General features: G+C 70.0%; 39 protein-coding genes. 34 read left to right on the forward strand and 5 right to left on the reverse strand.

All coding sequences use genetic code 11. The annotated features are described in order from the left end of the window. Positions 1-11: 11 nt before the first annotated feature. The 26 genes from tuf (at position 12) to ACFQ11_RS17950 (ending at position 14,411) form a co-directional block, all read left to right on the forward strand. A complete protein-coding gene (gene tuf / locus ACFQ11_RS17825) occupies positions 12-1,205 on the forward strand; it encodes an elongation factor Tu (protein ID WP_378299883.1) in 1,194 nt (397 codons plus the stop codon). Positions 1,206-1,313: 108 nt separating this feature from the next. Continuing rightward, positions 1,314-1,622, forward strand: coding sequence for a 30S ribosomal protein S10 (rpsJ, locus tag ACFQ11_RS17830; protein WP_018657599.1), 309 nt, complete (start codon positions 1,314-1,316; stop codon positions 1,620-1,622). Positions 1,623-1,636: 14 nt separating this feature from the next. Then, positions 1,637-2,281 (forward strand): 50S ribosomal protein L3, encoded by a 645-nt coding sequence (rplC, locus tag ACFQ11_RS17835; protein ID WP_378299885.1) that lies wholly within the window; start codon positions 1,637-1,639, stop codon positions 2,279-2,281. Further along, positions 2,278-2,880, forward strand: coding sequence for a 50S ribosomal protein L4 (rplD, locus tag ACFQ11_RS17840; RefSeq protein ID WP_378299887.1), 603 nt, complete (start codon positions 2,278-2,280; stop codon positions 2,878-2,880). Before rplC ends, rplD begins: the two co-directional genes overlap by 4 nt. A gap of 14 nt (positions 2,881-2,894) precedes the next feature. Beyond that, the gene (gene rplW, locus ACFQ11_RS17845; RefSeq protein WP_378299889.1) at positions 2,895-3,194 is read left to right on the forward strand and encodes a 50S ribosomal protein L23; all 300 of its coding nucleotides are present in this window, start codon (positions 2,895-2,897) and stop codon (positions 3,192-3,194) included. 41 nt (positions 3,195-3,235) lie between these two features. Continuing rightward, positions 3,236-4,069 carry a 50S ribosomal protein L2 gene (rplB, locus tag ACFQ11_RS17850; protein WP_026404051.1) on the forward strand — a complete coding sequence of 278 codons (834 nt, stop codon included), beginning with the start codon at positions 3,236-3,238 and terminating at the stop codon, positions 4,067-4,069. 12 nt (positions 4,070-4,081) lie between these two features. Continuing rightward, positions 4,082-4,363 (forward strand): 30S ribosomal protein S19, encoded by a 282-nt coding sequence (rpsS, locus tag ACFQ11_RS17855; RefSeq protein WP_030176138.1) that lies wholly within the window; start codon positions 4,082-4,084, stop codon positions 4,361-4,363. Positions 4,364-4,399: 36 nt separating this feature from the next. Then, entirely contained in the window at positions 4,400-4,780 is a 381-nt protein-coding gene (rplV, locus tag ACFQ11_RS17860) for a 50S ribosomal protein L22 (RefSeq protein WP_378299892.1), read from the forward strand. After that, positions 4,780-5,604, forward strand: a complete 825-nt coding sequence (gene rpsC / locus ACFQ11_RS17865; RefSeq protein WP_378299894.1) for a 30S ribosomal protein S3 — start codon at positions 4,780-4,782, stop codon at positions 5,602-5,604. Before rplV ends, rpsC begins: the two co-directional genes overlap by 1 nt. Positions 5,605-5,612: 8 nt before the next feature. Further along, positions 5,613-6,032 (forward strand): 50S ribosomal protein L16, encoded by a 420-nt coding sequence (gene rplP, locus ACFQ11_RS17870; RefSeq protein ID WP_075894463.1) that lies wholly within the window; start codon positions 5,613-5,615, stop codon positions 6,030-6,032. After that, positions 6,032-6,271: a 50S ribosomal protein L29 gene (rpmC, locus tag ACFQ11_RS17875; protein WP_026404056.1), complete on the forward strand. Its 240-nt coding sequence runs from the start codon at positions 6,032-6,034 to the stop codon at positions 6,269-6,271. The genes rplP and rpmC overlap by 1 nt, the downstream gene beginning before the upstream one ends. Beyond that, a complete protein-coding gene (rpsQ, locus tag ACFQ11_RS17880) occupies positions 6,268-6,537 on the forward strand; it encodes a 30S ribosomal protein S17 (RefSeq protein WP_378299897.1) in 270 nt (89 codons plus the stop codon). The genes rpmC and rpsQ overlap by 4 nt, the downstream gene beginning before the upstream one ends. A gap of 64 nt (positions 6,538-6,601) precedes the next feature. Next, entirely contained in the window at positions 6,602-6,970 is a 369-nt protein-coding gene (gene rplN, locus ACFQ11_RS17885) for a 50S ribosomal protein L14 (protein ID WP_026404058.1), read from the forward strand. Continuing rightward, the gene (rplX, locus tag ACFQ11_RS17890) at positions 6,970-7,320 is read left to right on the forward strand and encodes a 50S ribosomal protein L24 (RefSeq protein ID WP_378299900.1); all 351 of its coding nucleotides are present in this window, start codon (positions 6,970-6,972) and stop codon (positions 7,318-7,320) included. Before rplN ends, rplX begins: the two co-directional genes overlap by 1 nt. After that, positions 7,313-7,888: a 50S ribosomal protein L5 gene (gene rplE, locus ACFQ11_RS17895; protein ID WP_051301106.1), complete on the forward strand. Its 576-nt coding sequence runs from the start codon at positions 7,313-7,315 to the stop codon at positions 7,886-7,888. The genes rplX and rplE overlap by 8 nt, the downstream gene beginning before the upstream one ends. 2 nt (positions 7,889-7,890) lie before the next feature. Then, positions 7,891-8,076, forward strand: a complete 186-nt coding sequence (locus ACFQ11_RS17900; protein WP_067889223.1) for a type Z 30S ribosomal protein S14 — start codon at positions 7,891-7,893, stop codon at positions 8,074-8,076. 139 nt (positions 8,077-8,215) lie between these two features. Continuing rightward, on the forward strand, positions 8,216-8,614 hold the full coding sequence (rpsH, locus tag ACFQ11_RS17905) for a 30S ribosomal protein S8 (protein ID WP_378299903.1): 399 nt from the start codon (positions 8,216-8,218) through the stop codon (positions 8,612-8,614). A gap of 16 nt (positions 8,615-8,630) precedes the next feature. Further along, positions 8,631-9,167 carry a 50S ribosomal protein L6 gene (gene rplF, locus ACFQ11_RS17910; RefSeq protein ID WP_378299905.1) on the forward strand — a complete coding sequence of 179 codons (537 nt, stop codon included), beginning with the start codon at positions 8,631-8,633 and terminating at the stop codon, positions 9,165-9,167. 2 nt (positions 9,168-9,169) lie between these two features. Further along, positions 9,170-9,556 (forward strand): 50S ribosomal protein L18, encoded by a 387-nt coding sequence (gene rplR, locus ACFQ11_RS17915; protein ID WP_378299907.1) that lies wholly within the window; start codon positions 9,170-9,172, stop codon positions 9,554-9,556. A gap of 46 nt (positions 9,557-9,602) precedes the next feature. Further along, positions 9,603-10,226, forward strand: a complete 624-nt coding sequence (gene rpsE / locus ACFQ11_RS17920; RefSeq protein ID WP_075894470.1) for a 30S ribosomal protein S5 — start codon at positions 9,603-9,605, stop codon at positions 10,224-10,226. Beyond that, the gene (gene rpmD, locus ACFQ11_RS17925; RefSeq protein WP_026404064.1) at positions 10,223-10,405 is read left to right on the forward strand and encodes a 50S ribosomal protein L30; all 183 of its coding nucleotides are present in this window, start codon (positions 10,223-10,225) and stop codon (positions 10,403-10,405) included. The genes rpsE and rpmD overlap by 4 nt, the downstream gene beginning before the upstream one ends. 2 nt (positions 10,406-10,407) lie before the next feature. Beyond that, complete coding sequence (gene rplO, locus ACFQ11_RS17930; RefSeq protein ID WP_378299910.1) at positions 10,408-10,890, forward strand: 50S ribosomal protein L15; 483 nt, start codon at positions 10,408-10,410, stop codon at positions 10,888-10,890. Positions 10,891-11,106: 216 nt separating this feature from the next. Beyond that, positions 11,107-12,402 (forward strand): preprotein translocase subunit SecY, encoded by a 1,296-nt coding sequence (gene secY, locus ACFQ11_RS17935; protein ID WP_378299944.1) that lies wholly within the window; start codon positions 11,107-11,109, stop codon positions 12,400-12,402. Further along, entirely contained in the window at positions 12,402-13,052 is a 651-nt protein-coding gene (locus ACFQ11_RS17940) for an adenylate kinase (protein ID WP_378299912.1), read from the forward strand. The genes secY and ACFQ11_RS17940 overlap by 1 nt, the downstream gene beginning before the upstream one ends. An 82-nt stretch (positions 13,053-13,134) precedes the next feature. Then, complete coding sequence (gene map, locus ACFQ11_RS17945) at positions 13,135-13,950, forward strand: type I methionyl aminopeptidase (RefSeq protein WP_378299914.1); 816 nt, start codon at positions 13,135-13,137, stop codon at positions 13,948-13,950. Between the two features lie 26 nt (positions 13,951-13,976). Beyond that, positions 13,977-14,411, forward strand: coding sequence for a DUF1707 SHOCT-like domain-containing protein (locus ACFQ11_RS17950; RefSeq protein WP_378299916.1), 435 nt, complete (start codon positions 13,977-13,979; stop codon positions 14,409-14,411). On the opposite strand, the gene ACFQ11_RS17955 is transcribed toward ACFQ11_RS17950, so the two are convergent. Both ACFQ11_RS17955 and ACFQ11_RS17960 read right to left on the reverse strand, forming a co-directional pair. After that, positions 14,412-15,227 (reverse strand): phosphodiesterase, encoded by an 816-nt coding sequence (locus tag ACFQ11_RS17955; protein WP_378299918.1) that lies wholly within the window; start codon positions 15,225-15,227, stop codon positions 14,412-14,414. 251 nt (positions 15,228-15,478) lie between these two features. Then, positions 15,479-16,036 carry a hypothetical protein gene (locus ACFQ11_RS17960; protein ID WP_378299920.1) on the reverse strand — a complete coding sequence of 186 codons (558 nt, stop codon included), beginning with the start codon at positions 16,034-16,036 and terminating at the stop codon, positions 15,479-15,481. A gap of 277 nt (positions 16,037-16,313) precedes the next feature. Between ACFQ11_RS17960 and infA the strand changes: the two genes are divergently transcribed. From infA to truA, 8 genes are all read left to right on the forward strand, one after another. After that, positions 16,314-16,535, forward strand: coding sequence for a translation initiation factor IF-1 (gene infA, locus ACFQ11_RS17965; RefSeq protein ID WP_034519601.1), 222 nt, complete (start codon positions 16,314-16,316; stop codon positions 16,533-16,535). Between the two features lie 106 nt (positions 16,536-16,641). Further along, positions 16,642-16,755, forward strand: a complete 114-nt coding sequence (rpmJ, locus tag ACFQ11_RS17970) for a 50S ribosomal protein L36 (protein ID WP_026404072.1) — start codon at positions 16,642-16,644, stop codon at positions 16,753-16,755. A gap of 197 nt (positions 16,756-16,952) precedes the next feature. Further along, on the forward strand, positions 16,953-17,333 hold the full coding sequence (rpsM, locus tag ACFQ11_RS17975) for a 30S ribosomal protein S13 (protein ID WP_378299923.1): 381 nt from the start codon (positions 16,953-16,955) through the stop codon (positions 17,331-17,333). 55 nt (positions 17,334-17,388) lie between these two features. Continuing rightward, positions 17,389-17,790: a 30S ribosomal protein S11 gene (gene rpsK / locus ACFQ11_RS17980; RefSeq protein WP_021596710.1), complete on the forward strand. Its 402-nt coding sequence runs from the start codon at positions 17,389-17,391 to the stop codon at positions 17,788-17,790. Positions 17,791-17,811: 21 nt separating this feature from the next. Next, positions 17,812-18,438 (forward strand): 30S ribosomal protein S4, encoded by a 627-nt coding sequence (gene rpsD / locus ACFQ11_RS17985; protein WP_378299925.1) that lies wholly within the window; start codon positions 17,812-17,814, stop codon positions 18,436-18,438. A gap of 120 nt (positions 18,439-18,558) precedes the next feature. Next, complete coding sequence (locus ACFQ11_RS17990; protein WP_378299927.1) at positions 18,559-19,572, forward strand: DNA-directed RNA polymerase subunit alpha; 1,014 nt, start codon at positions 18,559-18,561, stop codon at positions 19,570-19,572. Between the two features lie 95 nt (positions 19,573-19,667). Then, entirely contained in the window at positions 19,668-20,192 is a 525-nt protein-coding gene (rplQ, locus tag ACFQ11_RS17995) for a 50S ribosomal protein L17 (protein ID WP_378299929.1), read from the forward strand. 194 nt (positions 20,193-20,386) lie between these two features. Continuing rightward, positions 20,387-21,289: a tRNA pseudouridine(38-40) synthase TruA gene (gene truA, locus ACFQ11_RS18000; protein ID WP_378299931.1), complete on the forward strand. Its 903-nt coding sequence runs from the start codon at positions 20,387-20,389 to the stop codon at positions 21,287-21,289. Positions 21,290-21,317: 28 nt separating this feature from the next. Here truA and ACFQ11_RS18005 read toward each other — a convergent pair whose 3' ends face one another. From ACFQ11_RS18005 to ACFQ11_RS18015, 3 genes are all read right to left on the reverse strand, one after another. After that, positions 21,318-22,946, reverse strand: a complete 1,629-nt coding sequence (locus ACFQ11_RS18005; RefSeq protein ID WP_378299933.1) for a hypothetical protein — start codon at positions 22,944-22,946, stop codon at positions 21,318-21,320. A gap of 24 nt (positions 22,947-22,970) precedes the next feature. Then, positions 22,971-23,912 (reverse strand): hypothetical protein, encoded by a 942-nt coding sequence (locus ACFQ11_RS18010; protein ID WP_378299935.1) that lies wholly within the window; start codon positions 23,910-23,912, stop codon positions 22,971-22,973. Positions 23,913-23,941: 29 nt separating this feature from the next. Next, positions 23,942-24,818: CAP domain-containing protein (locus ACFQ11_RS18015; protein ID WP_378299937.1), on the reverse strand; the 877-nt coding region annotated here is incomplete at its 5' end.

Consider the following 24,818-nt stretch of genomic DNA (forward strand, 5'->3'; position numbering starts at 1 on the left):
AGGAGCAACCAGTGGCGAAGGCCAAGTTCGAGCGGACCAAGCCGCACGTGAACATCGGCACCATTGGGCACATCGACCACGGTAAGACCACGCTTACCGCGGCGATCACCAAGGTGCTCCACGAGCAGTACCCCGACCTCAACCCCTTCACGCCGTTCGAGGACATCGACAAGGCGCCGGAGGAGCGCGAGCGCGGCATCACCATCTCGATCGCGCACGTCGAGTACCAGACCGAGTCCCGGCACTACGCGCACGTGGACTGCCCCGGTCACGCCGACTACGTGAAGAACATGATCACCGGTGCGGCGCAGATGGACGGCGCCATCCTGGTGGTCGCCGCGACCGACGGCCCGATGCCGCAGACCAAGGAGCACGTGCTGCTCGCCCGCCAGGTGGGCGTGCCGTACATCGTCGTCGCCCTGAACAAGTGCGACATGGTCGACGACGAGGAGATCCTGGAGCTCGTCGAGCTCGAGGTCCGCGAGCTGCTCTCGGAGTACGAGTTCCCGGGCGACGACCTGCCGGTCGTCCGCGTGTCCGCCTTCCAGGCCCTGCAGGGCGAGGAGAAGTGGACGCAGTCCATCGTCGAGCTGATGAGCGCGGTGGACGAGAACGTCCCCGAGCCGACCCGTGACATCGACAAGCCGTTCCTGATGCCGATCGAGGACGTCTTCTCGATCACCGGCCGCGGCACCGTCGTCACCGGCCGGATCGAGCGCGGCGTGATCAACGTCAACGAGGAAGTCGAGATCATCGGCATCAAGGACACCTCGTCCAAGACGACGGTCACCGGCGTCGAGATGTTCCGCAAGCTGCTCGACCAGGGCCAGGCGGGCGACAACGTCGGCCTCCTGCTGCGCGGCACCAAGCGCGAGGACGTCGAGCGCGGCCAGTGCGTCATCAAGCCGGGCACGACCACCCCGCACACCGAGTTCGAGGCGCAGGTCTACATCCTGTCCAAGGACGAGGGCGGCCGCCACACGCCGTTCTTCAACAACTACCGTCCGCAGTTCTACTTCCGGACCACGGACGTGACCGGCGTGGTGCACCTCCCCGAGGGCACCGAGATGGTCATGCCGAGCGACAACACCGAGATGCGCGTCGAGCTGATCCAGCCCGTCGCCATGGAGGAGGGCCTGAAGTTCGCCATCCGCGAGGGTGGCCGGACCGTCGGCTCCGGTCGCGTCACGAAGGTCATCAAGTAACACCCCTCGTCGACGCGGCGGCCCGGCCGCGCACACCTGCCGGCCGGGCCGCCTCGTCACGAATCCTGAAGTAACAGCGGCACTACAGCAAAGGACACCGAGGCCACCATGGCGGGACAGAAGATCCGCATCCGGCTCAAGGCCTACGACCACGAGGTCATCGACACCTCCGCGAAGAAGATCGTTGAGACGGTGACGCGGACTGGCGCCAAGGTCGCGGGCCCGGTGCCGCTGCCGACCGAGAAGAACGTGTACTGCGTCATCCGCTCGCCGCACAAGTACAAGGACAGCCGCGAGCACTTCGAGATGCGCACGCACAAGCGGCTGATCGACATCATCGACCCGACGCCCAAGACGGTCGATTCGCTGATGCGCCTCGACCTTCCGGCCGGCGTTGACATCGAGATCAAGCTCTGAGGGACGCACCTAGAATGAGTGAGCAGAGGAAGGGCGTCCTGGGCGAGAAGCTCGGCATGACCCAGGTCTTCGACGATGAGGGCCGGATCGTTCCGGTGACCGTCGTCCAGGCCGGGCCCTGTGTCGTCACCCAGCTCAAGACCCAGGAGAAGGACGGCTACACGGCGGTCCAGATCGGGTACGGGCAGATCGACCCGCGGAAGGTGAACAAGCCGCGGGCGGGGCACTTCGAGAAGGCCGGCGTCACGCCGCGCCGCTACCTCGTCGAGCTCCGGGGCGACACCGAGTACGAACTCGGCCAGGAGATCACCGCCAGCGTCTTCGAGGCCGGCCAGAAGATCGACGTTACCGGTACGAGCAAGGGCAAGGGCACCGCCGGTGTCATGAAGCGCCACGGCTTCAAGGGCCTCGGCGCCTCGCACGGCACCCAGCGCAAGCACCGCTCGCCGGGGTCGATCGGCGGCTGCGCGACCCCCGGTCGCGTCTTCAAGGGCCTCCGCATGGCGGGTCGGCACGGCAACGCCCGGACGACCGTGCAGAACCTGACCGTGCACGCCATCGACGAGGAGAAGGGCCTGCTGCTCATCAAGGGCGCGGTCCCCGGTCCCAACGGCGGCGTGGTCCTGGTCCGCGACGCAGTGAAGGGGACGGGCAAGTGACCTCCAAGCTCGACATCGACCTGCCCGCCGAGATCTTCGACGCCAAGACCAGCGTCCCGCTGATCCACCAGGTCGTGGTGGCGCAGGAGGCGGCCGCTCGGCAGGGCACCCACGCGACGAAGACCCGCGGCGACGTCCGCGGCGGTGGCAAGAAGCCGTACCGGCAGAAGGGCACCGGCCGCGCCCGTCAGGGCTCGACCCGCGCGCCCCAGTTCGCCGGCGGCGGCACCGTCCACGGCCCGCAGCCGCGTGACTACACGCAGCGGACGCCCAAGAAGATGAAGGCCGCCGCGCTGCGCGGCGCCCTGTCCGACCGCGCCCGCTACGGCCGGGTCCACGTGGTCGACCACCTCATCGAGGGCGACGCGCCGAAGACGAAGACGGCGCTGACGGCGCTGCGCTCGGTCACCGAGGCCAAGCGCGTCCTGGTGGTCGTGGACCGCGAGGACGAGCTGACCTGGAAGAGCCTGCGCAACGAGCCGAGCGTGCACCTTCTCGTCTCCGACCAGCTCAACACCTACGACGTGCTGGTGAACGACGACGTCGTCTTCACGCAGAAGGCGTACGACGAGTTCATCTCGCGCGCGGCGAAGAAGTAAGGAGGGGGCAGGAAATGGCGAGGATCGCCGACCCCCGCGACGTCATCATCGCGCCGGTCGTCTCGGAGAAGAGCTACGGGCTGCTGGACGAGAACAAGTACACGTTCATCGTCCGCCCGGACGCCAACAAGACGCAGATCAGGCAGGCCGTCGAGGAGGTGTTCAACGTCAAGGTGACGAACGTGAACACCCTCAACCGTCCGGGCAAGCGCAAGCGCACCCGGTACGGCTTCGGCAAGCGCAAGGACACCAAGCGCGCCATCGTCAGCCTGGCCGAGGGCGAGCGGATCGACATCTTCGGCGGCACGGCCTAACGGGCCGGGGCCTCGAAGAAGACAAGGGATGAACGAAAAAGATGGGCATCCGTAACTACAAGCCGACCACTCCGGGTCGTCGCGGGTCGAGCGTGGCCGACTTCGTCGAGGTCACGCGCCGCGAGCCCGAGAAGTCGCTGCTGAAGCCGCTCCCGAAGAAGGGCGGCCGCAACAACCACGGCCGGATCACCACCCGGCACCAGGGCGGCGGGCACAAGCGCGCGTACCGCGTGATCGACTTCCGCCGGCACGACAAGGACGGCGTCCCGGCGAAGGTCGCGCACATCGAGTACGACCCGAACCGCACCGCGCGCATCGCGCTGCTGCACTACGCGGACGGCGAGAAGCGCTACATCCTCGCCCCCCGCGACCTGAAGCAGGGCGACCGGGTGGAGAACGGGCCGGGCTCCGACATCAAGCCGGGCAACTGCCTTCCGCTGCGCAACATCCCGACGGGTACCGTCATCCACGCCATCGAGCTGCGGCCCGGCGGCGGCGCCAAGCTGGCCCGCAGCGCGGGCGCGGGCGTCCAGCTGCTGGCCAAGGAGGGCAAGTACGCCACGCTGCGCATGCCCTCCGGCGAGATGCGGATGGTGGACGTGCGCTGCCGTGCGACGGTCGGCCAGGTCGGCAACGCCGAGCAGTCGAACATCAACTGGGGCAAGGCCGGCCGTATGCGGTGGAAGGGCAAGCGCCCGACCGTCCGCGGTGTGGCCATGAACCCGATCGACCACCCGCACGGTGGTGGTGAGGGCAAGACCTCCGGTGGCCGCCACCCGGTGAACCCGAAGGGCAAGAAGGAAGGCCGCACTCGCCAGGCGAACAAGTCGAGCGACCGGCTGATCGTCCGTCGTCGCAGCAAGAAGAAGCGGTAGGAGTCGCTCGTCATGCCACGTAGCCTCAAGAAGGGCCCCTTCGTGGACGACCACCTGATCAAGAAGGTGGACGCCCAGAACGAGAAGGGCACCAAGAACGTCATCAAGACGTGGTCGCGGCGCTCCATGATCGTCCCGGACATGATCGGGCACACGATCGCCGTGCACGACGGGCGCAAGCACGTCCCGGTGTTCATCACCGACGCCATGGTGGGGCACAAGCTCGGCGAGTTCGCGCCGACGCGGACGTTCCGCAGCCACGTCAAGGAAGACCGCCGTAGCCGTCGCGGCTGACCGGCAGAGCAGAGATCGTAGGAGAGAGGGACAGCGATGGAAGCCAGGGCCCAGGCGCGGTACATCCGTGTCACGCCCAGGAAGGCCCGCCGCGTGGTGGACCTCATCCGCGGCCTGCCCGCCGCGGAGGCTCAGGCGGTGCTGCGGTTCGCCCCCCAGGCTGCTAGTGAGCCGGTGGGCAAGGTGCTGGCGAGTGCCATCGCCAACGCCGAGCACAACTTCAAGCTCGACTCGGACACGCTGGTGGTCAGTCGTGCGTGGGTGGACGAGGGGCCGACGCTGAAGCGTTTCCGTCCCCGCGCCCAGGGCCGGGCTTACCGCATCAACAAGCGCACGAGCCACATCACCGTGGTCGTGGAGTCGCGTGACGAGGCTTCGGCCGGCACCGGCGGTAAGAAGACGAGGAGGGCCCGGTAGTGGGTCAGAAGATCAACCCGCACGGGTTCCGTCTCGGCGTCACCACCGACCACAAGAGCGTGTGGTTCGCCGACAAGCTCTACAAGGACTACGTCAAGGAAGACGTCCAGATCCGGCGCATGCTGCAGAAGGGCATGGACCGGGCGGGCATCTCCAAGGTGGAGATCGAGCGGACCCGTGACCGTGTCGAGGTCAACATCCACACGGCCCGGCCGGGCATCGTCATCGGCCGGCGCGGTGCGGAGGCCGAGCGTCTCCGGGGCGACCTGGAGAAGCTGACCGGCAAGCAGGTGCGGCTGAACATCCTCGAGGTGAAGAACCCCGAGATCGACGCGCAGCTCGTCGCGCAGGGCGTGGCCGAGCAGCTGTCCAGCCGTGTGGCGTTCCGCCGCGCCATGCGCAAGGCGATCCAGTCCGCGATGAAGTCGGGCGCCAAGGGCATCAAGGTGCAGTGCGGCGGCCGTCTCGGCGGCGCCGAGATGTCGCGGTCGGAGTTCTACCGCGAGGGCCAGGTGCCGCTGCACACGCTGCGCGCCGACATCGACTACGGGTTCTACGAGGCCCGGACGACGTTCGGCCGCATCGGCGTGAAGGTGTGGATCTACAAGGGCGAGGCCGCGCAGACCCGCGCAGAGCGCGAGCAGCAGGCCGCCCAGCAGCGCGCCGCCGGCGGTGGCCGGGGCGAGCGCCGTGAGCGCCGTGGCGGCGGGCGCGGCGGCCGTGGCGGCCGCGGCGGCGACCGCGGTGGCGCGAACAAGCAGCAGCAGAGTTCCGAGCAGCCCGCGCAGGCGACCGAGGCTGCTCCGCAGGGTGAGGGGAGCTGAAGTAACCCATGCTGATCCCTCGCAAGGTCAAGCACCGCAAGCAGCACCACCCGAAGCGCCGGGGCATGGCCAAGGGCGGCACGCGGGTGACGTTCGGCGAGTACGGCATCCAGGCGGTCGAGGGCGCGTACGTCACGAACCGGCAGATCGAGGCCGCGCGTATCGCCATGACCCGTCACATCAAGCGTGGCGGCAAGGTCTGGATCAACATCTTCCCGGACCGCCCGCTGACCAAGAAGCCCGCCGAGACCCGCATGGGTTCCGGTAAGGGTTCGGTCGAGTGGTGGGTGGCCAACGTGAAGCCGGGCCGCGTCATGTTCGAGCTCTCCTACCCCAACGAGGAGATCGCTCGGGCCGCGCTCATGCGTGCGATCCACAAGCTGCCCATGAAGTGCAAGATCGTGAAGCGAGAGGTGGGTGAGTCCTGATGGCCAAGGGTCTTACCGCCGAAGATCTGCGGACCGAGCCGGACGATGTCCTGGTGACCAAGCTGAAGGAGGCGAAGGAGGAGCTGTTCAACCTTCGCTTCCAGGCCGCCACCGGCCAGCTGGAGAGCCACGGGCGGCTGCGCACCGTGAAGCGCGAGATCGCTCGCATCTACACCGTGATGCGTGAGCGGGAGCTCGGCATCGTCACGGTCGAGGACGCCGTGGAGGGCAACGAATGACCGAGCAGACCAAGCAGCGGAACACCCGCAAGGTGCTCGAGGGCCTCGTGGTCAGCGACAAGATGGACCGCACGGTCGTCGTGTCCGTCGAGGACCGCGTCAAGCACCCGAAGTACCACAAGGTGATCCGGCGGACGAAGAACTACAAGGCGCACGACGAGTCCAACGAGTGCGGCGTCGGCGACCGCGTCCGTCTCATGGAGACCCGCCCCCTGTCGGCCACCAAGCGCTGGCGCGTGGTGGAGATCCTCGAGAAGGCCAAGTAATTACCCGGTTCCACCAGGCTGCTCCGCGAAGCGAGCAGAACCGGTGTGACGAACAGGAGTCAACGTGATCCAGCAGGAGTCGCGACTCAAGGTCGCCGACAACACGGGTGCGAAGGAGATCCTTTGCATCCGGGTTCTCGGCGGCTCGGGTCGGCGCTACGCGGGAGTCGGCGACATCATCGTCGCGACGGTGAAGGACGCCCTTCCCGGCGCCGGCGTGAAGAAGGGGGATGTCGTCAAGGCGGTCATCGTGCGCACCCGCAAGGAGCGCCGGCGCCCGGACGGCTCCTACATCCGTTTCGACGAGAACGCGGCCGTCCTGATCAAGGACGGCGGCGACCCCCGGGGCACCCGTATCTTCGGCCCGGTGGGCCGCGAACTGCGCGAGAAGAAGTTCATGCGCATCATCTCGCTCGCGCCGGAGGTGCTGTGATGAAGATCCGTAAGGGCGACGAGGTCGTCGTCATCGCCGGCAAGGACAAGGGCGCGACGGGCAAGGTGCTGCGCGTCGACCCGAGCCGCGAGCGCGTCGTCGTCGAGGGCGCCAACATCATCACCAAGAACATCAAGGCCGACGCGCAGCGGGCCGGCAAGGAGAGCGGCCGGGTCCAGGTCGAGGCTCCGATCCACGTCAGCAACGTCGCGCTCGTCGAGAAGGGCGAGCCCGTCCGGATCGGCTACACGTTCGACGAGGACGGCAACAAGGTCCGGGTCACCCGCCCGCACAAGAACCGCGCCAAGTCGGCCGGCAAGGGCGGTAAGGAGCCTGCTTCCGATGACTGAGACCGTGACCGAACGACCCGTCCCGCAGCCGCGGCTCAAGCTGCGCTACCGCGAGGAGATCGCGGGGCAGCTGCGCGAGCAGTTCGGCTACGAGAACGTCATGCAGATCCCGGGCCTGACCAAGATCGTGGTCAACATGGGCGTGGGCGACGCGGCGAAGGACGCGAAGCTGATCGAGGGCGCGATCCGCGACCTGTCGGCGATCACCGGCCAGAAGCCCGCCGTGAACCGGGCCCGCAAGTCCATCGCGCAGTTCAAGCTGCGCGAGGGCATGCCGATCGGCGCGCACGCCACGCTGCGCGGCGACCGCATGTGGGAGTTCCTGGACCGCCTGCTCGCCACGGCGCTGCCCCGTATCCGCGACTTCCGCGGTCTGTCGCCGAAGCAGTTCGACGGCAACGGCAACTACACCTTCGGGCTGACCGAGCAGGTCATGTTCCACGAGGTCGACCCGGACAAGATCGACCGTTCGCGGGGCATGGACATCACGGTCGTCACGACCGCGAAGACCGACGACGAGGGCCGGGCGCTGCTCAAGCTCCTGGGCTTCCCCTTCAAGGAGAGCTGAGCATGGCGAAGAAGTCGATGATCGCCAAGGCGGCGCGGAAGCCGAAGTTCGGCGTGCGCGCGTACACTCGATGCTCGCGCTGCGGGCGTCCGCGCTCGGTCTACCGGAAGTTCGGCCTGTGCCGGATCTGCTTCCGGGAGATGGCCCACCGCGGCGAGCTGCCCGGCATCACCAAGTCCAGCTGGTGACCGTCTCCCCCTCCGCGCGAGGGGGAGCGGAACCGGCGTGTAATAACCACCGGGCACCCAGCGGGGTGCCCTCGACCGCGCCAAAGGTCCACGGCCCGCGCCGGGCCGAGGAAACCGTGGCGAGGAGGGCCAGCAGGCCATGACGATGACCGACCCGATCGCAGACATGTTGACGCGTCTGCGGAACGCGAATTCGGCGTACCACGACCAGGTGGCGATGCCGTACTCGAAGATCAAGGCGCACATCGCCGAGATCCTCCAGCAGGAGGGCTACATCTCGGGCTGGAGCGTGGAGGACGCCGAGGTCGGCAAGAAGCTCGTGATCGAGCTCAAGTTCGGCCCGACCCGTGAGCGTTCGATCGCCGGCATCAAGCGCGTGTCGAAGCCGGGTCTGCGCGTGTACGCGAAGAAGGACAACCTGCCGAAGGTCCTGGGCGGACTCGGCGTCGCGATCATCTCGACGTCGTCCGGTCTGATGACGGACCGGCAGGCCGGCAAGCGTGGCGTGGGCGGGGAAGTCCTCGCCTACGTGTGGTGAGGGGAGGAATCTAACAATGTCGCGAATCGGACGTTCCCCCATCACCGTGCCCAGCGGCGTCGATGTGAACATCGACGGCCGCGCGGTCACCGTCAAGGGGCCGAAGGGCACGCTCTCGCACACCGTCGCGGACCCGATCGAGGTCACCCTCGAGGACGGCGTCATCTCGGTCACCCGGCCGAACGACATCCAGAAGGTCCGGGGCCTGCACGGGCTGACCCGCACGCTGATCAACAACATGGTGGTCGGCGTCACGGACGGCTACAAGAAGACCCTCGTCATCCAGGGCGTCGGTTACCGTGTGGTGGCCAAGGGCAAGAACCTCGAGTTCTCGCTCGGCTACAGCCACCCGATCACGGTCGAGCCCCCGGAGGGCATCACCTTCACGGTGGAGAAGCCGACCCAGCTCACCGTCGAGGGCATCGACAAGCAGCTCGTCGGCGAGATCGCCGCCCGCATCCGCAAGCTGCGCAAGCCCGACCCGTACAAGGGCAAGGGCGTGCGTTACGAGGGTGAGCAGATCCGCCGCAAGGTCGGAAAGGCTGGTAAGTAGTCATGGCAGGCACCAAGACCCTGGCCGGGAAGGCCACGTCGGCGCGGGCGAAGTCCCGCAGGCGCCGGCACCTGCGGGTCCGCAAGAAGGTCGTGGGCACCGCCGCGCGGCCGCGCCTGGTCGTGACCCGCTCCAACCAGCACGTCTTCGTCCAGGTCATCGACGACGACAAGGGCCACACGCTGGCCAGCGCGTCGACGATGGAGGCCGACCTGCGCGCCGACTCCGGCGACAAGACGGCCAAGTCCCGCAAGGTCGGCGAGCTCGTCGCCGCCCGTGCGAAGGAGGCCGGCGTCTCCGCCGTCGTGTTCGACCGGGGCGGCAACAAGTACCACGGCCGCATCGCCGCTGTCGCGGACGGTGCGCGCGAGGGGGGCCTGCAGCTGTGACGGCCCTTGTGATGGTCTGCACGACGAACGAGAAGAGGAACCACTGATGGCAGCGCAGAGGCGTGGTGGCGGTCAGGGTGGCGACCGTCGCGACGGCCGCCGCGACGACCGCCGCGGTGGCGCCGACAAGGGCCAGTCGTACATCGAGAAGGTCGTGGCGATCAACCGGGTCGCCAAGGTCGTCAAGGGCGGTCGTCGCTTCAGCTTCACCGCCCTGGTGATCGTCGGTGACGGCAACGGCACCGTCGGCGTCGGCTACGGCAAGGCCAAGGAGGTGCCGGCCGCGATCGCCAAGGGCGTCGAAGAGGCCAAGAAGCACTTCTTCAAGGTGCCGCGGATCCAGGGCACCATCCCGCACCTGGTGCAGGCGCGCGACGCCGCGGGCGAGGTCCTGCTGCGTCCGGCGAGCCCCGGTACCGGCGTCATCGCGGGCGGCCCGGTCCGCGCCGTCCTGGAGGCCGCCGGCATCCACGACGTGCTGAGCAAGTCGCTGGGGAGCGACAACGCGATCAACATCGTGCACGCGACGATCGCGGGGCTGAAGGCGCTGAAGCGTCCCGAGGAGATCGCGGCCAAGCGCGGTCTGCCGATCGAGGACGTCGCTCCGGCGGCCATGCTCCGGGCCCGCGCCGCGGGCAGCGAGCCGCGGGCGGAGGTCGCCTCGTCATGAGCCAGCTGAAGATCACGCAGAAGAAGTCCGTGATCAGCGAGAAGCAGAACCAGCGTGACACGCTGCGCACCCTCGGCCTGAAGAAGATCGGGCAGAGCGTGGTCCGCGAGGACCGGCCCGAGGTGCGCGGCATGATCCGGACGGTGGCCCACCTGGTCACTGTCGAGGAGGTCGACTGACCATGGCGGCTGATCTCGAGAAGAACGCCTCGGGTTCCGAGGGCACGCACCTGAAGCTGCACGACCTGCGTCCGGCCCCCGGCGCCAACCGAGCCAAGACCCGCAAGGGCCGCGGCGAGGCGTCGAAGGGCAAGACCGCGGGCCGCGGCACCAAGGGCACCAAGGCCCGCAGCACCGTCCCCGTCGGGTTCGAGGGCGGCCAGATGCCGCTGATCCGCCGGGTGCCGAAGCTGAAGGGCTTCAAGAACCCGAACCGGGTCGAGTTCCAGGTCGTGAACCTGGACAAGCTCGCCGCGCTCTACCCCGAGGGCGGCGAGGTCACGGCGGAGGACCTGGCGGCGAAGGGCGCGGTGCGCCCGGGCCGTCCGGTCAAGGTCCTCGGCACCGGCGACATCTCCGTCGCGGTCCAGGTGAAGGCGCACGCCTTCTCCGGTTCCGCGAAGGAGAAGATCGCCGCGGCCGGTGGAACCGCCGACGAGCTGTAAGAAGGAACACCTTCGATGCGGGGGCCGTCTTCGCCTTGCGCCGCGGGCCGGAAGGTTCGGGCGCCGGGCGGGGCGGCCCCGTTCGCATCTGCTGTTAGAGTCACACCGGCGAGGCGGCTAACGTGAGCTTGCACACGGCCGTCCCCGCCGTACCGCATGGACCTGTAACCGGCCCCTCGGCGGCCTCATGATTTCGTCAGTCGCGCAGGAGGAATGGTGCTGACCGCGTTCGCTCGGGCTTTCCGTACGCCTGACCTGCGTAAAAAGCTGCTTTTCACGTTGTTCATCATCCTGATCTTCAGGCTTGGGTCCAACATCCCGACCCCGAACGTGAACGTGCAGGTGCTGCGAGAGACCGCCGACGCGGCCCGGGACAGCAGCCAGTTGTACGGCCTCGTCGACCTCTTCAGCGGCGGGGCGCTGCTGCAGCTTTCGATCTTCGCGCTGGGCATCATGCCCTACATCACCGCGAGCATCATCCTGCAGTTGCTGACGGTGGTGATCCCCAAACTGGAGGCCCTGAAGAAGGAGGGCCAGTCCGGGACCACGAAGATCACCCAGTACACCCGGTATCTGACGGTCGCGCTGGCGATCCTGCAGGGCACCGGCATCGTGGCGATGGCCAGCACCGGACAGCTCTTCCAGGGCATCTCCGGCAGCGGCGACATCCTGTACGACACCGGCATCTTCCCGATCGTCACGATGGTGATCGTGATGGTGTCCGGCACCACGGTGATCATGTGGCTCGGTGAGCTGATCACCGACCGCGGCGTCGGCAACGGCATGTCGATCCTGATCTTCACTCAGGTCGTCGCGGTCTTCCCCGCCCAGTTCTGGGGCATCTACAAGGCGCAGGGCGGGTTCGTCTTCGCGGTCGTCATCGCGGTCGGCCTGGCCATCATGGCCGGGGTCGTCTTCGTCGAGCAGGCCCAGCGGCGCATCCCCGTCCAGTACGCCAAGCGGATGGTGGGCCGCCGCATGTACGGCGGCACGTCGACCTACATCCCGCTGAAGGTGAACCAGGCCGGCATCATCCCGATCATCTTCGCGTCGTCGCTGCTGTACCTGCCGGTCCTGGCGACGCAGCTCTGGCCCGACACCAAGTGGCTGCAGGAGGCCCAGCCCTACCTCCAGCAGGACAACCCGTGGCACATGGCGGTGTTCTTCGCCTTCATCATCTTCTTCACGTACTTCTACGTCGCCATCACCTTCAACCCCACTGAAGTCGCCGACAACATGAAGAAGTATGGTGGTTTCATCCCAGGTATCCGTCCTGGCCGGCCCACCGCCGAGTACCTCGACTACGTGCTGACCCGGATCACCACACCCGGAGCGCTCTACCTGGGGATCGTGTCCCTGATCCCGATGGTGGCGTTCGCACTCCTGAACGCCACCCAGCAGTTCGCCTTCGGGGGCGCGAGCATCCTGATCATCGTCGGCGTCGGACTGGATACCGTGAAGCAGATCGAGAGCAAACTCCAGCAGCATCACTACGAGGGCTTCCTCCGGTAGTGCGTATCGTCCTGGTGGGCCCCCCGGGAGCGGGCAAGGGGACGCAGGCCCAGTTCATCGCATCGCATCTGTCCATCCCGAAGATCTCGACAGGTGACATCTTCCGCGCCAACGTCAGCGGCGGCACCGACCTCGGCCGCAAGGCCAAGGAGTACATGGACCGCGGCGATCTCGTCCCCGACGAGATCACCATCGCGATGGTGCGCGACCGGCTGGCCGAGGACGACGCCCAGGGGGGCTTCCTCCTGGACGGCTTCCCGCGCAACGTGCCGCAGGCCGAGACGCTCAAGAAGATCCTCGACGAGTTCGGCGTGCGGCTCGACATCGTGCTCGAGCTCGTCGTGGACGAGGACGAGGTCGTCCGGCGGCTGTCGGGCCGGCGCACCTGCACGAAGTGCGAGAAGATCTGGCACGTCGACTTCGACGACAAGCAGGACGACATCTGCGACGACTGCGGCGGTCGGCTGTTCCAGCGGGACGACGACAAGGAAGAGGTCGTCCGGCACCGGCTCGAGGTGTACAAGGAACAGACCGAGCCCATCGTGCAGTTCTATGGAGACGAGGGCATTCTGGTGCGCATCGACGCCACAGGCCCGGTCGACGAGGTAACCGCACGCGCGCTGGACGCGCTCCGCCGGTCGGAGAAGTGACGGCGGAGACGCCGGGCCGCGCGCGGCCGCACGATCGCCGGGATCGCACTCGCGGTCCCGGCGACGCCGTTTTGGGAGAGGGATGTTCAGACGCAGGCCCGCGATCCAGGTCAAGACCGCCGAGCAGATCGAGCTGATGCGGGCCGCCGGCCTGCTGGTCGGCCGCACGCTCGAACTCCTCCGGGACGCGGTCAAGCCGGGGATCACCACCCTGGACCTCGACGCGCTCGCCGAGGAGCACATCCGCGACAACGGCGGCGTCCCGTCGTTCAAGGGATACCAGGGCTTCACCGGGACGATCTGCGCGTCCGTCAACGAGGAGATCGTGCACGGCATCCCGCGGGCCGGGAAGGTGCTGCGCGAGGGCGACGTCATCTCGATCGACTGCGGCGCGATCGTCCGGGGGTGGCACGGCGACGCCGCGATCACCGTCCCGGTCGGGGAGATCACCGACGACCTGAAGCGGCTCCTGGAGGTCACCGAGACGTCCCTGTGGCACGGTCTGGCGGCCGGAGTCGCCGGGGCCAGGCTGACCGACATGTCGCATGCCGTCGAGTCGTACGTCCGCTCTCAGGGCCCCTACGGCATCGTCGAGGGGTACGGGGGGCACGGCATCGGCACCGAGATGCACATGGACCCCCTCATCCCCAACCACGGCGCGCCCGGGCACGGCCCGGTGCTGCGGCCCGGGATGTGCTTCGCCGTCGAGCCCATGGTGAACCTCGGGACGAAGCAGACCGTCGAACTGGACGACGGCTGGACCGTCATCACCACCGACGGGCGCGCCTCCGCGCACTTCGAGCACACGTTCGCCGTCACCCCCGACGGGCCGCGTGTGCTGACCGCTCTTGACGAGGGCCGGGAGTGGTTCGCCAAGCTGGAAGCGCACACCCCCTAGACGGGGGGCTTCGGGAGGGAGCTGACGTGGCGCCGAATCCGGACATGCGGGCATCGGACGCCGACCGCGACCGGGTGGCCGCGAGCCTGCGCGAACACTGCGCCCTCGGCCGCATCACCGTGGACGAGCTGCACGAACGGCTCGACGACGTCTACAGCGCCAGGACCATCGGCCGGCTCGACGAGATCACCGCGGACCTTCCCGAGGAGGACCTCTACGAGCTGCCCGTGCCCGCGGCGCAGCCCAAGAGCACCGACCTGTCGGTGCACCGCGCCGGCACCGGGGTGAGCGTCGAGCGCGCCGCGTGGGCCGGGCTGGCGGCCGTCGGCGGGCTCAACTTCGCCATCTGGCTGATCATCGGGGTGACGGCCGGGTTCGTCTACCCGTGGTGGATCTGGGTCGTGGGCCCGTGGGCCGCCGTCCTCGTGCTGCGGACGATCATGGACTCGCGGCGCGGCTGATCACTCGACGTCCATCAGCGGGCGGTAGTTGCCCGTCGGGACGAAGTGCGTCGTGGCCGAGCCCCGCTCGTCCACGAGGTGGATGGCGAACCCCGCGGGCTCCCCGGTGACCGCGGCCCGTCCGGGACGCGTCAGGTCGAGGAACAACTGCCGGTAGGTGCTCGGGCACGTCGTGCTCACCTTCCCGCCGACCGACCCCACCGACCCCCGGTGGACGTGCCCGGAGATGACGCGGACGATCTGCGGGTGCCGCTCGACCACCGCCGCGAACCCCGCGGGGTCCACGAACCGCATGTCGTCGATGAACCGGATGCCGATCGGGTACGGCGGATGGTGCGTCGCCACGATCGTGGGGGTGTCGGGCGCCGCCGCGAGCGTGTCGTCCAGCCAGCGGAGCCGCTCCTCGTCGAGGTGGCCGTGCGGGTGCCCGTCCACCGTGGTGTCGCAGCAGACCAGGCGCGCCCCCGCGACGTCCACCGCGTACTGCAGCGGCGCCTGTGGACCGGTCCCGGTGGCGGCGACCGCAGGGTGGTCCTTGAACACGGCGCGCAGCGCGTCCCGGTCGTCGTGGTTGCCGGGCATCGGGTAGACGGCCATCGGCAGCGGCGACAGCAGCGCGTGCAGCCGGGCGTACTCCGCCGGCAGCCCGCCGTCGGCCAGGTCTCCGGTGAGCACGACCGCGTCGGGCCGCGCCGGCAGCGTGAGCAGGCTGGACACCGCCGCCCGCAGCGCGCGCACCGGGCCCGAGCCGTCGTCCACCTCGCCGTCCCGTCCGGCCGCCAGGTGGATGTCGCTCAACTGCGCGATGATCGCCATTGATCCTCCCCCTTGCAAGAAAACCACGGACCGGCGCCCGGACGTCCGGAGGGCCGCCGTCCGGCCGCGGCGCCGGGACCCGTGCGGGACGATCTTGTCGTCAGCGGGCCGGGCTGTCGACTCGGTGCGATGAGAAGAAGATCACGGCCCGGTCTCGACGCCGTATCGGTGCAGTCCCCGGATCCTGAAGACTTCCTGCATGCCCGTCGGCCTCCGCTCCGTGGAACTGCGCTCCGGGCGGCGGGACGGGGTCAGGCGACGTGGGGGATCACCAGGCTGAGGGCCGAGGTGACTTCCTCGGGGGTGGGGGCGACGTCGGGGACGACGTCGCGGAGCGCGAGCCAGCCGTTGATCGCCTGCACGGTGGGCTTGGCCTCGACGAGCTGCGGGTCGTCCAGGCCGTACCAGGCGGCGACCTTCGACCAGCGCCACAGCCGGTGGCCCGCGCTCGACATCTCCGACGCGGGGAAGCCGGTGGCGCCGCGCGCGCCCGTGATGGCGTGCCGGACGGAGTCGGTGGAGCGGCCGACGCGTTCGGCGATGTCCCGGATGGTCAGCAGCGGGTCGGCCTCGACCTGCAGGACGTGCAGGCCCGGGGCGCTCGTCTCGACGTGCTCGACCAGCTCCATGATCGCCGCGGCGAGGGTGGGGCCCTCCCAGGTGCAGGACGCGTTGCCGGGACGTTCGGCGTGCTGGGGATCGGTGATGATGGACACCGTGACCGCGCCGTGCGTGCGGTCGAACAGGGGGTCCAGCTCCTCCTCGTAGAGGGGACGACTGAGGATCAGCGCGAAGTCATAGCTCGGCATGCTGATCCTCCTCGGACGTCTCTACTACTGAAAGGTACCAACGCCCCAGCAGGGTATGCTTGTGATGGGAGCAGTCTCCGCAGCCGTGTCATGCGCTGATTTCGCATTCGGCGGGTCGGTGACGTACACTCCTGTGTCGGTCCGTCGTCGACCGCCCGATTCCCATCTCCGGCGTTGAATCGCCGTGGCTTCCGCCTTCACCGGCGGTCCGAGAATCGCATCGAAGGACGCAGCGGGCCGGTTCGTCCAATGAGCCGATCAGTGAAGCGCGGAGGACATGCCCAAGAAAGAAGGGGCCATCGAGATCGAGGGCACCGTCATCGAGTCGCTGCCCAACGCCATGTTCAAGGTGGAGCTCGACAACGGGCACAAGGTGCTCGCCCACATCAGCGGCAAGATGCGGATGCACTACATCCGGATCCTGCCGGACGACCGCGTCGTTGTGGAGCTGAGCCCCTACGACCTCACGCGCGGTCGGATCGTCTACCGATACAAGTGAACGTGCGCCGCGGGACCCGTCCGCGACGGCCTGCGGCGCCAATTCACTGAGGTTGCCTCTCTCGCGCGTGGCGGTGCGGGGGTGACCCTAAGCCCTAGGAGACCCAGTGAAGGTCAAGCCGAGCGTCAAGAAGATCTGCAAGAACTGCCGCGTCATCCGCCGGCACGGCCGGGTCATGGTGATCTGCTCCGACCCGCGCCACAAGCAGCGCCAGGGCTGACGGCCGCAGGGCCGCTCGACCCGCTCGACAAGCGCATCGCAGTCTTCGCACGTTCAGCCGTACGTCCCGCAGGGGCGTACGGCAGTGGCGTGTGAAGGGACCACCCTCGGATCGACGGAGGCCGAGGCCGCCACCCGGGCAGGGTGTGTGCGGACGCGATGCGTCCATACCTCCGTGCGATGAAAGGAACTGCCCACATGGCACGCCTTCTCGGCGTCGACCTCCCGCGCGACAAGCGCGTCGAGGTCGCTCTCACCTACATCTTCGGGATCGGCCGGACGCGGGCGCTGGAGACCCTCGCGAACACCGGCGTCAGCGGAGACCTGCGGGTGCACCAGCTCGGCGACGACGAGCTGATCAAGCTGCGCGACTGGATCGAGGGCAACTACCGGACCGAGGGCGACCTCCGCCGGGAGATCCAGGCCGACATCCGCCGCAAGATCGAGATCGGGTGCTACCAGGGCATCCGGCACCGCCGCGGGCTGCCGGTCCACGGCCAGCGCACGCAGACCAACGCGCGCACCCGCAAGGGCAAGAAGAAGACCGTGGCCGGCAAGAAGAAGGCCGGCAAGAAGTAGTCCGCCGCGGGCTCCGCCCGCCGCGGTCCGACGACCTCGAGAGTAGAGAGAGCAGATGCCTCCTAAGAGCCGTGTCGGCGCCAAGAAGGTGCGCCGCAAGGAAAAGAAGAACGTCGCTCACGGGCACGCCCACATCAAGAGCACGTTCAACAACACGATCGTCTCGATCACCGACCCCAACGGGAACGTGATCTCCTGGGCCTCCTCGGGCCACGTGGGCTTCAAGGGCTCCCGCAAGTCGACGCCGTTCGCCGCGCAGCAGGCCGCCGAGGCCGCCGCCCGGCGCGCGATGGAACACGGCATGCGCAAGGTCGACGTCTTCGTGAAGGGCCCGGGCTCGGGCCGCGAGACCGCCATCCGCTCGCTGCAGGCGACCGGCCTCGAGGTGGGCTCGATCCAGGACGTCACGCCCGTCCCGCACAACGGCTGCCGCCCGCCGAAGCGTCGCCGGGTCTGAGGTCAGGGGAGATCTAGAACAATGGCTCGTTACACCGGTGCGGACTGCAAGCTCTGCCGCCGCGAGAAGATGAAGCTGTTCCTCAAGGGCAGCAAGTGCGAGGGCCCGAAGTGCCCGATCGAGATCCGTCCTTACCCGCCGGGTGAGCACGGCCGCGGTCGGCCGAAGGAGACCGAGTACCTGCTCCAGCTCCGTGAGAAGCAGAAGGCCAAGCGCATCTACGGCGTGCTGGAGCGGCAGTTCAGCAACTACTACGTCGAGGCGAACCGCCAGGACGGCAAGACGGGTGACAACCTGCTCGGCCTCCTCGAGCGCCGCCTCGACAACGTGGTCTACCGCGGCGGCTTCGCGAAGTCCCGCGACATGGCCCGCCAGCTGATCCGGCACGGACACATCCGGGTCAACGGCAAGAAGGTCAACATCCCGTCGGCGCTCGTCAGCGAGGCCGACATCGTCGACGTCAAGCCCAAGTCGCTGGAGATGACGCCGTTCCAGGTCGCCAAGGCCGAGGCGGGCGAGCGTCAGGTCCCGGCGTGGCTGGGCGTGGACGCCGACAAGATGCGGATCTTCGTGCACTCGCTGCCGGTCCGGCAGCAGATCGACGCTCCCGTCCAGGAGCAGCTGATCGTCGAGCTCTACTCCAAGTAAGAGCTCGGGTCCGCCGGGGTCCCCGCGCAGGTGGGGATCCCGGCGGAACGGGGAACAATCCCCAGAGGTACTCCGATCGCGGTCGTCAAATAGCGGGCACCGCGGGAAGAAGGCACAACCATGCTCATCGCTCAGCGTCCCACTCTCTCCGAAGAGCAGGTCGACGAGTACCGGTCGCGGTTCACCATCGAGCCGCTGGAGCCGGGCTTCGGCTACACCATCGGCAACTCGCTCCGCCGTACGCTGCTCTCCTCGATCCCCGGCGCCGCCGTCACCAGCATCCGGATCGAGGGCGTCCTGCACGAGTTCTCGACCGTGCCGGGCGTCAAGGAGGATGTCACCGACATCATCCTGAACCTCAAGGAGCTCGTCGTCTCCTCCGAGCACGACGAGCCCGTCGTGATGTACCTGCGCAAGCAGGGCCCGGGCGAGGTGACCGCCGCCGACATCGCGCCGCCGGCCGGTGTCGAGGTCCACAACCCGGACCTGCGCATCGCCACGCTGAACGGCAAGGCGAAGCTGGAGATGGAGCTCACGGTCGAGCGCGGCCGCGGCTACGTCTCCGCCGCGCAGAACAAGCAGCCCGGCCAGGAGATCGGCCGCATCCCGATCGACTCGATCTACTCGCCCGTCCTCAAGGTCGTCTACAAGGTCGAGGCGACCCGAGTCGAGCAGCGCACCGACTTCGACCGTCTCATCCTGGACGTCGAGACGAAGCAGTCGATGCTGCCGCGCGACGCCGTCGCGTCCGCCGGCAAGACCCTCGTCGAGCTGTTCGGGCTGGCCCGGGAGCTCAACGTCGAGGCCGAGGGCATCGACATGGGCCCGTCCCCGACGGACGCCGCGCTCGCCGCGGACCTGGCCCTGCCGATCGAGGAGCTGAACCTCACGGTCCGCTCCTACAACTGCCTCAAGCGCGAGGGCATCCACTCGGTGGGCGAGCTCGTCGCCCGCTCCGAGCAGGACCTGCTGGATATAAGGAATTTCGGCGCCAAGTCGATCGAAGAGGTCAAGCAGAAGCTCAACGACATGGGCCTCTCGCTGAAGGACTCCCCGCCCGGGTTCGACCCGAGCGCGGCGGCCGACAACTACGGCGACGACGACCAGAGCTACGCCGAGACCGAGCAGTACTAGAAACCAGATCCCGGCGGCCGGGGGCTCGTTCCCCGGCCGTCCCGGGACTCGACTGACGCCGGTACCTGATACGGCCGGCGCAGGAAGGAAGCACCATGCCCAAGCCCACCAAGGGTGCCCGCCTCGGCGGTTCCGCCGCGCACCAGCGCCTCATCCTGGCGAACCTGGCCACGGCGCTGTTCGAGCACGGCAGCATCACCACCACCGAGGCCAAGGCCCGGCGGGTGCGTCCGCTGGCGGAGAAGCTGATCACCAAGGCCAAGAAGGGCGACCTGCACAACCGTCGCCAGGTGGCCCGCGTGATCCGCGACAAGGGCGTCGTGCACGAACTCTTCACCGAGATCGCGCCGAAGTTCGAGAACCGCCCGGGCGGCTACACGCGCATCACCAAGATCGGGCCGCGCAAGGGCGACAACGCCCCGATGGCCGTGATCGAGCTGGTGCAGGAGCAGCTGACCGCCGCTTCGTCGACCGCCACGACCGCCGCCCCGGCCCCCGCGCCCGCGGAGGAGCCGGCGGAGGACACCGCCAAGGACACCGCCGCGGACACCGCCGGCGCGGCCGAGCAGGCCGAGTCCGCGGAGGCGGCCGAGGGCAAGGACGAGTCCGGCAAGGAGTGACCCGGTAATATTCCGGGCCGCCGTTCTCGGTAAGACATTGAAACGGGCCCGCCGTCCGGTACAGGACGGCGGGCCCGGTTCTTTGCCAGACTTGGGTCCATGGTCATGTTAATCAGCCGCCGGTTCGGTGAGGGCGGCGCCCGGTCCCCACGAGGACGGGCGAGGAATGCGAGGGACAGGACAGTTCGACTGACATGACCGCACTGGTACGACTCCGGCTCGACATCGGCTACGACGGGTCGGACTTCGCGGGCTGGGCACGGCAGCCGAACCAGCGGACCGTCCAGGGCGTCATCGAGAACGCCCTCGCGCGGATGCTGCGTCTCGACCCGCCCCCCATGCTCACCGTCGCCGGCCGCACCGACGCGGGCGTCCACGCGCGCGGCCAGGTCGCGCACCTGGTGGTGCCCGTCGCCGCGTACTCGGCCGTCAACGGGACGATGCCGCGCAGGCTCGCCGGGCTGCTGCCCCCGGACGTCCGGGTGTGGCGGGTGTCGGTGGCCCCCGAGGGGTTCGACGCGCGCTTCTCGGCGCTGTCGCGGCGCTACGTGTACCGGGTGTGCGACAACCCGAACGGGGTGGAGCCGCTGCGCCGCCACGACGTCCTGTGGCATCCGCGGCCGCTCAACCTCGACCGGATCAACGAGGCCGCGCGGCTGCTGGTGGGCGAGCACGACTTCGCCGCGTTCTGCCGCAAGCGGGAGGGCGCGACGACGATCCGGGAGCTGCTGCGTTTCGAGTGGGCCCGCGACGACCGCGACCCGTACCTCGCGCTCGCGACCGTCGAGGCGGACGCGTTCTGCCACTCGATGGTGCGGGCGCTCGTCGGCGCGATGCTGGTCGTCGGGGACGGCCGCCGCGACGTCGACTGGCCCGCGCAGGTGCTGTCGGCGCGCGTCCGGGACTCGGCGGTCAACGTGGCGCCCGCGCACGGGCTGTCGCTGGAGGAGATCCGCTACCCCGAGGACGAGGACCTGGCGCGCCGCGCGCAGGAGACCCGCCGCGTCCGCACCCTGAACGCCGCCGCGGCCGTGGCCGCCGCCGAGGCGGCGGAGGCGGCGGAGAGCGTCGAGGCGCCGCCCGGCGCCCCGTCCTGAGGACGGCGGGGCCGGGCGGCGCCCGGGGTCAGCCGCGTGCGCGCGCGTCCAGCGGGCGCGCGTTGTGGTCGATGAACTGCTGCGCGACCTGCTTGACGAGCCGGTCGCCGGGCTGGACGGGCGAGCCGTCGGAGCGCTGCACGTACGCGTAGACGACGTACCGGCCGCGGACGGTCGCGGCCGCGTAGCCGCCCGCGCGGTCCATGGCGGCGGTGTGTCGGCCCGCCATGCCGCGGAACCACTCGTACGTGGCGGGGTCGCCGGACTTGCTCACCGCGAGCGCGGCGGCCTTGGTCGGCATGACGGCGATCCCGGACGTGACGGCGACGGCGCGTCCCGGATCGAGGTACGTCGCCCGGACGATCTTGCGGCACTGGTGCCGCTGCAGCGCCTGCAGCATCGCGCCGTTCGCCGCGTACTTCAGGTCGCGGTTGATGGAGCGGCGGTCGAGCCGGTAGGCGTGCCCGCCGAGGTTGATCGTCGCCGTCGGGAAGACCTCCGCGAACTCCAGCGGCTTCGGGTCGGTCTTCTCGTCGTCGATCCTCCGTGCCGCCGGGTCCGGGGCGGGCGGCGGCGGGGCGGGCTGCGTCGGCGCCGTCGCGGACGGCGTCCCCGCCGGACGCTCGGCGGCCTCGCGGGTGGCGCCGTCGTCCGATGACCCGCCGAGGGCGAACAGCGCGACCACCGCGGCCAGCACGGCCGCCGCGCCGCCGCCGATCAGCAGCGTCCGCCTGTTCCCGCGGCCCTGCGCGTCCTTCCGGGGCGTGGGGTTTCTCCCGGCCTGCGGGGCCGTACCGGGCCCGCCCGTCCCGCCGGGCGGAGGGGGAGCGTCGGCGGGCGGCACGCCCCGCTCGTGGTGGACGGGCCCGACGACCGGTGGTTCGCCGGCGCCCCCCGCGCCCGCCTGCGGATGCTCCCCGCTCTCCCCGCTCGGGGGCCGGACGCCCGGCGGCAGGATCGCGTCCGGGACGAGCACGGGCGCCGCGGACGCCTTCTCGGCCTCCTTGGCGCGCTCGAACGCGGCGGGCGCGCGGTCCTCGGACGGGACGGGCCGCGGGCTCGGCGCACGCGGCGGTGCGGCGGCCCCGTTCGGCGCCGCGACGACCGCCTGTTCCGGCTCGGGGGCCGGAGCGGGTGCGGGCTCCTCGGGCGGGACCGCCGGGATGCCGTCCGGGTCGGTGTCGGTGAACGTGGACGGCGTCGGGGGCACCAGCGGCTCGGCGGGGACGGCGCCGCGGGAGTCCACCCGCGGGATGCCGACCCCGGCGACCAGCGTGCCGGGCGTCCGTCCCGCGGCGGCGCGCGGCGCGGCGGCCGGCGCGTCGCCCTCGCCCTCGCCCTCGGACGCCTGCACGCCGGGGACGTCCGGTGCGCCCGCGTCCGGGGCGGCCGAGTCCGGGGCGTCGTCCGGTGCGGTGTCGTCGGCCGCCGCCGGTGCGGGGGCCTCCTCGGTCGAGTCCGCCGCCCACCAGGGGGCCTCGAGGCCGAACGGGGGGAGCCGGGGGGCCGGGGGCGCCTCGGTCCCGCCGGCCGGCGGACCGGCCGGATCGCCGGCCGGGGGAGGCGCGCCGCCGAAGCTCGGCGGCGCGGGGGAGGCGGTGGCGGCGGACGAGTCCGCCGCCCCGCCCGTCTCCCGGGTGTCTTCAGGTCCAGACATAAGCAGAGAGGGTATTCAAACCGGTCACTTCTGGAGGGGTTTGCCTTCGGTTTCTCTGTAGTGCAGGGCCAGCGCGAGGTTGCTGCCCCTGTAGATCTCGTCCCCGAACACCCGGACGGTGTCGTGGTGGCGCTTCGAGATGGCCTTGCCGCTGGGGCGCTGCACCCAGGTCATGACCAGGTAGTGGCCGCGGGCCTTCGCGGTGCCGAGCGCGACGCCCTTGCCGTTCGTCTTCGTGATGCCCTTGCCGGGGAGGGCCAGCAGGTACGCGTCGTCGGCCGTCGCGGCCTTCTCGGCGGCCTCCGCGTGGGCCTGGGTCTCGAGGTTGAGGACGCCGAGCGTCCCGATGAGCGCGCCGCCGCTGATCGCGTAGGTGGCGCGCAGCGCCTGGGTGCAGCCGCCCTTCTTGACGGCCGCGTCCAGCGCGGCGCCGCCGACGACGCTGGTGCACTTCTCCTCGGAGTTCCAGGCCGTGCGCGCGTACTCGTGGTCGTCGATCTCGAACTCGCCGTTGCCGAAGACCTCCTTGAGCGTCAGCGGCGACGGGTCGGTGGTGCGGCTCCGGAGCTTCACCGGCGCGAGCGTCACCGAGGGGGTCGGGGTGGGCGGGGTCGTCGAGGGGGCCGGGGGGTCGGCCGCGGCCGGGGCCTCGGAGCCGCCGCCCAGCACGGACGAGAGGGCGACGCCGCCGCCGACGAGGACGACTGCGGCGGCGACGGCCGCGCCGATGACGAGCGGGCGCCGCCGGCGCGGGCGCTCCTCCCGGGACCGGTCCTGCTCGTACCGGTCCTGCTCGTACCGGTCGCGGCCGGGCGCGGGGCCGAATCCGCGGTCGTCCGGGGGCGGGAATCCGGCGTCGTGGGGCGGTGGGCCGTCGTACGGACGGTCGTCTCCGGGACCGTACGGCGACTGCGGCGGCCACGGGGCGCGGCCGCCGGAACTGCCTTGATCACCCGGGTAACCCATGGGGTGGACCATACCGAACCTCGGACGGGTCACTTCCAGCCGAAGTTCTGGGTCCACAGCCTGCCGCCGCGGCCGTCGACCATGCCGACGCCGATCGCCCGGAGGTCGCAGTTCAGGATGTTGCGGCGGTGCCCGGGGCTGTTCATCCAGCCGCGCACGACGGCCTCGGCGCTGCCGTAGCCCTTGGCGATGTTCTCCGCGCCGGGGCTGGGGTATCCGGCGGCCTCCATGCGGTCCCAGGGCGTGTCGCCGTTCTGGGAGGTGTGGCTGAAGTAGCCGTTGGCGGCCATGTCGGCGGAGTGCCGCTCGGCCGCGGTCATCAGCCGCTCGTCCGTCCGCAGCGGGGCGCAGCCGGCGTCGGCGCGCTCGGCGTTGGTGAGCGCGATCACCGCGCGCTCCGCGGACGACGGGGCGGTCGTCCGGAGCGGCTGCGGGCTCTCCGGCGAGCCGCCCGGCCCGCCGGGGGACGGCGCGCGGGTGGGCGCCTCGCTGCGCCGGGGACGGGACGTGGACGGCTCGGGCGTCGGGGTCGGCGGGGCGCTCATGGTCTTGAGCGGCGGCGGCTCCTCCGTGGCGGGGGGCGCCGCGGCGCTCGCGTCCGGCGCCGGGGCGTCGGCGGGCCCGGAGGGGGAGGGCGCGGGCCGGTCCGCGGGCAGCGCGTCGGACGCGGAGGCCCGTTCCTGGCTCTGCGCGGGCAGGACGAGCCGGTCGAGCGCGACGCCGGTGCCGATCGCGAGCACGGAGGCGGCGACGGTCGCGCCGACGGTGACGACCGTCCGCAGGCGGCGGCGGGGCCGCTTGGGCGCGCGGCGGCCGGGCGGTGCGGGGCGGGGGCGTCCGCTGGCGACGAGGGTGTCCCCGTTGGGTCCGGGACGGCCGGGGCGGCGCGGCGTCGCGGCGCCCGGA

This window comes from Actinomadura sediminis (genome assembly GCF_042675525.1).
In the GTDB taxonomy this organism is placed as follows: domain Bacteria; phylum Actinomycetota; class Actinomycetes; order Streptosporangiales; family Streptosporangiaceae; genus Spirillospora; species Spirillospora sediminis.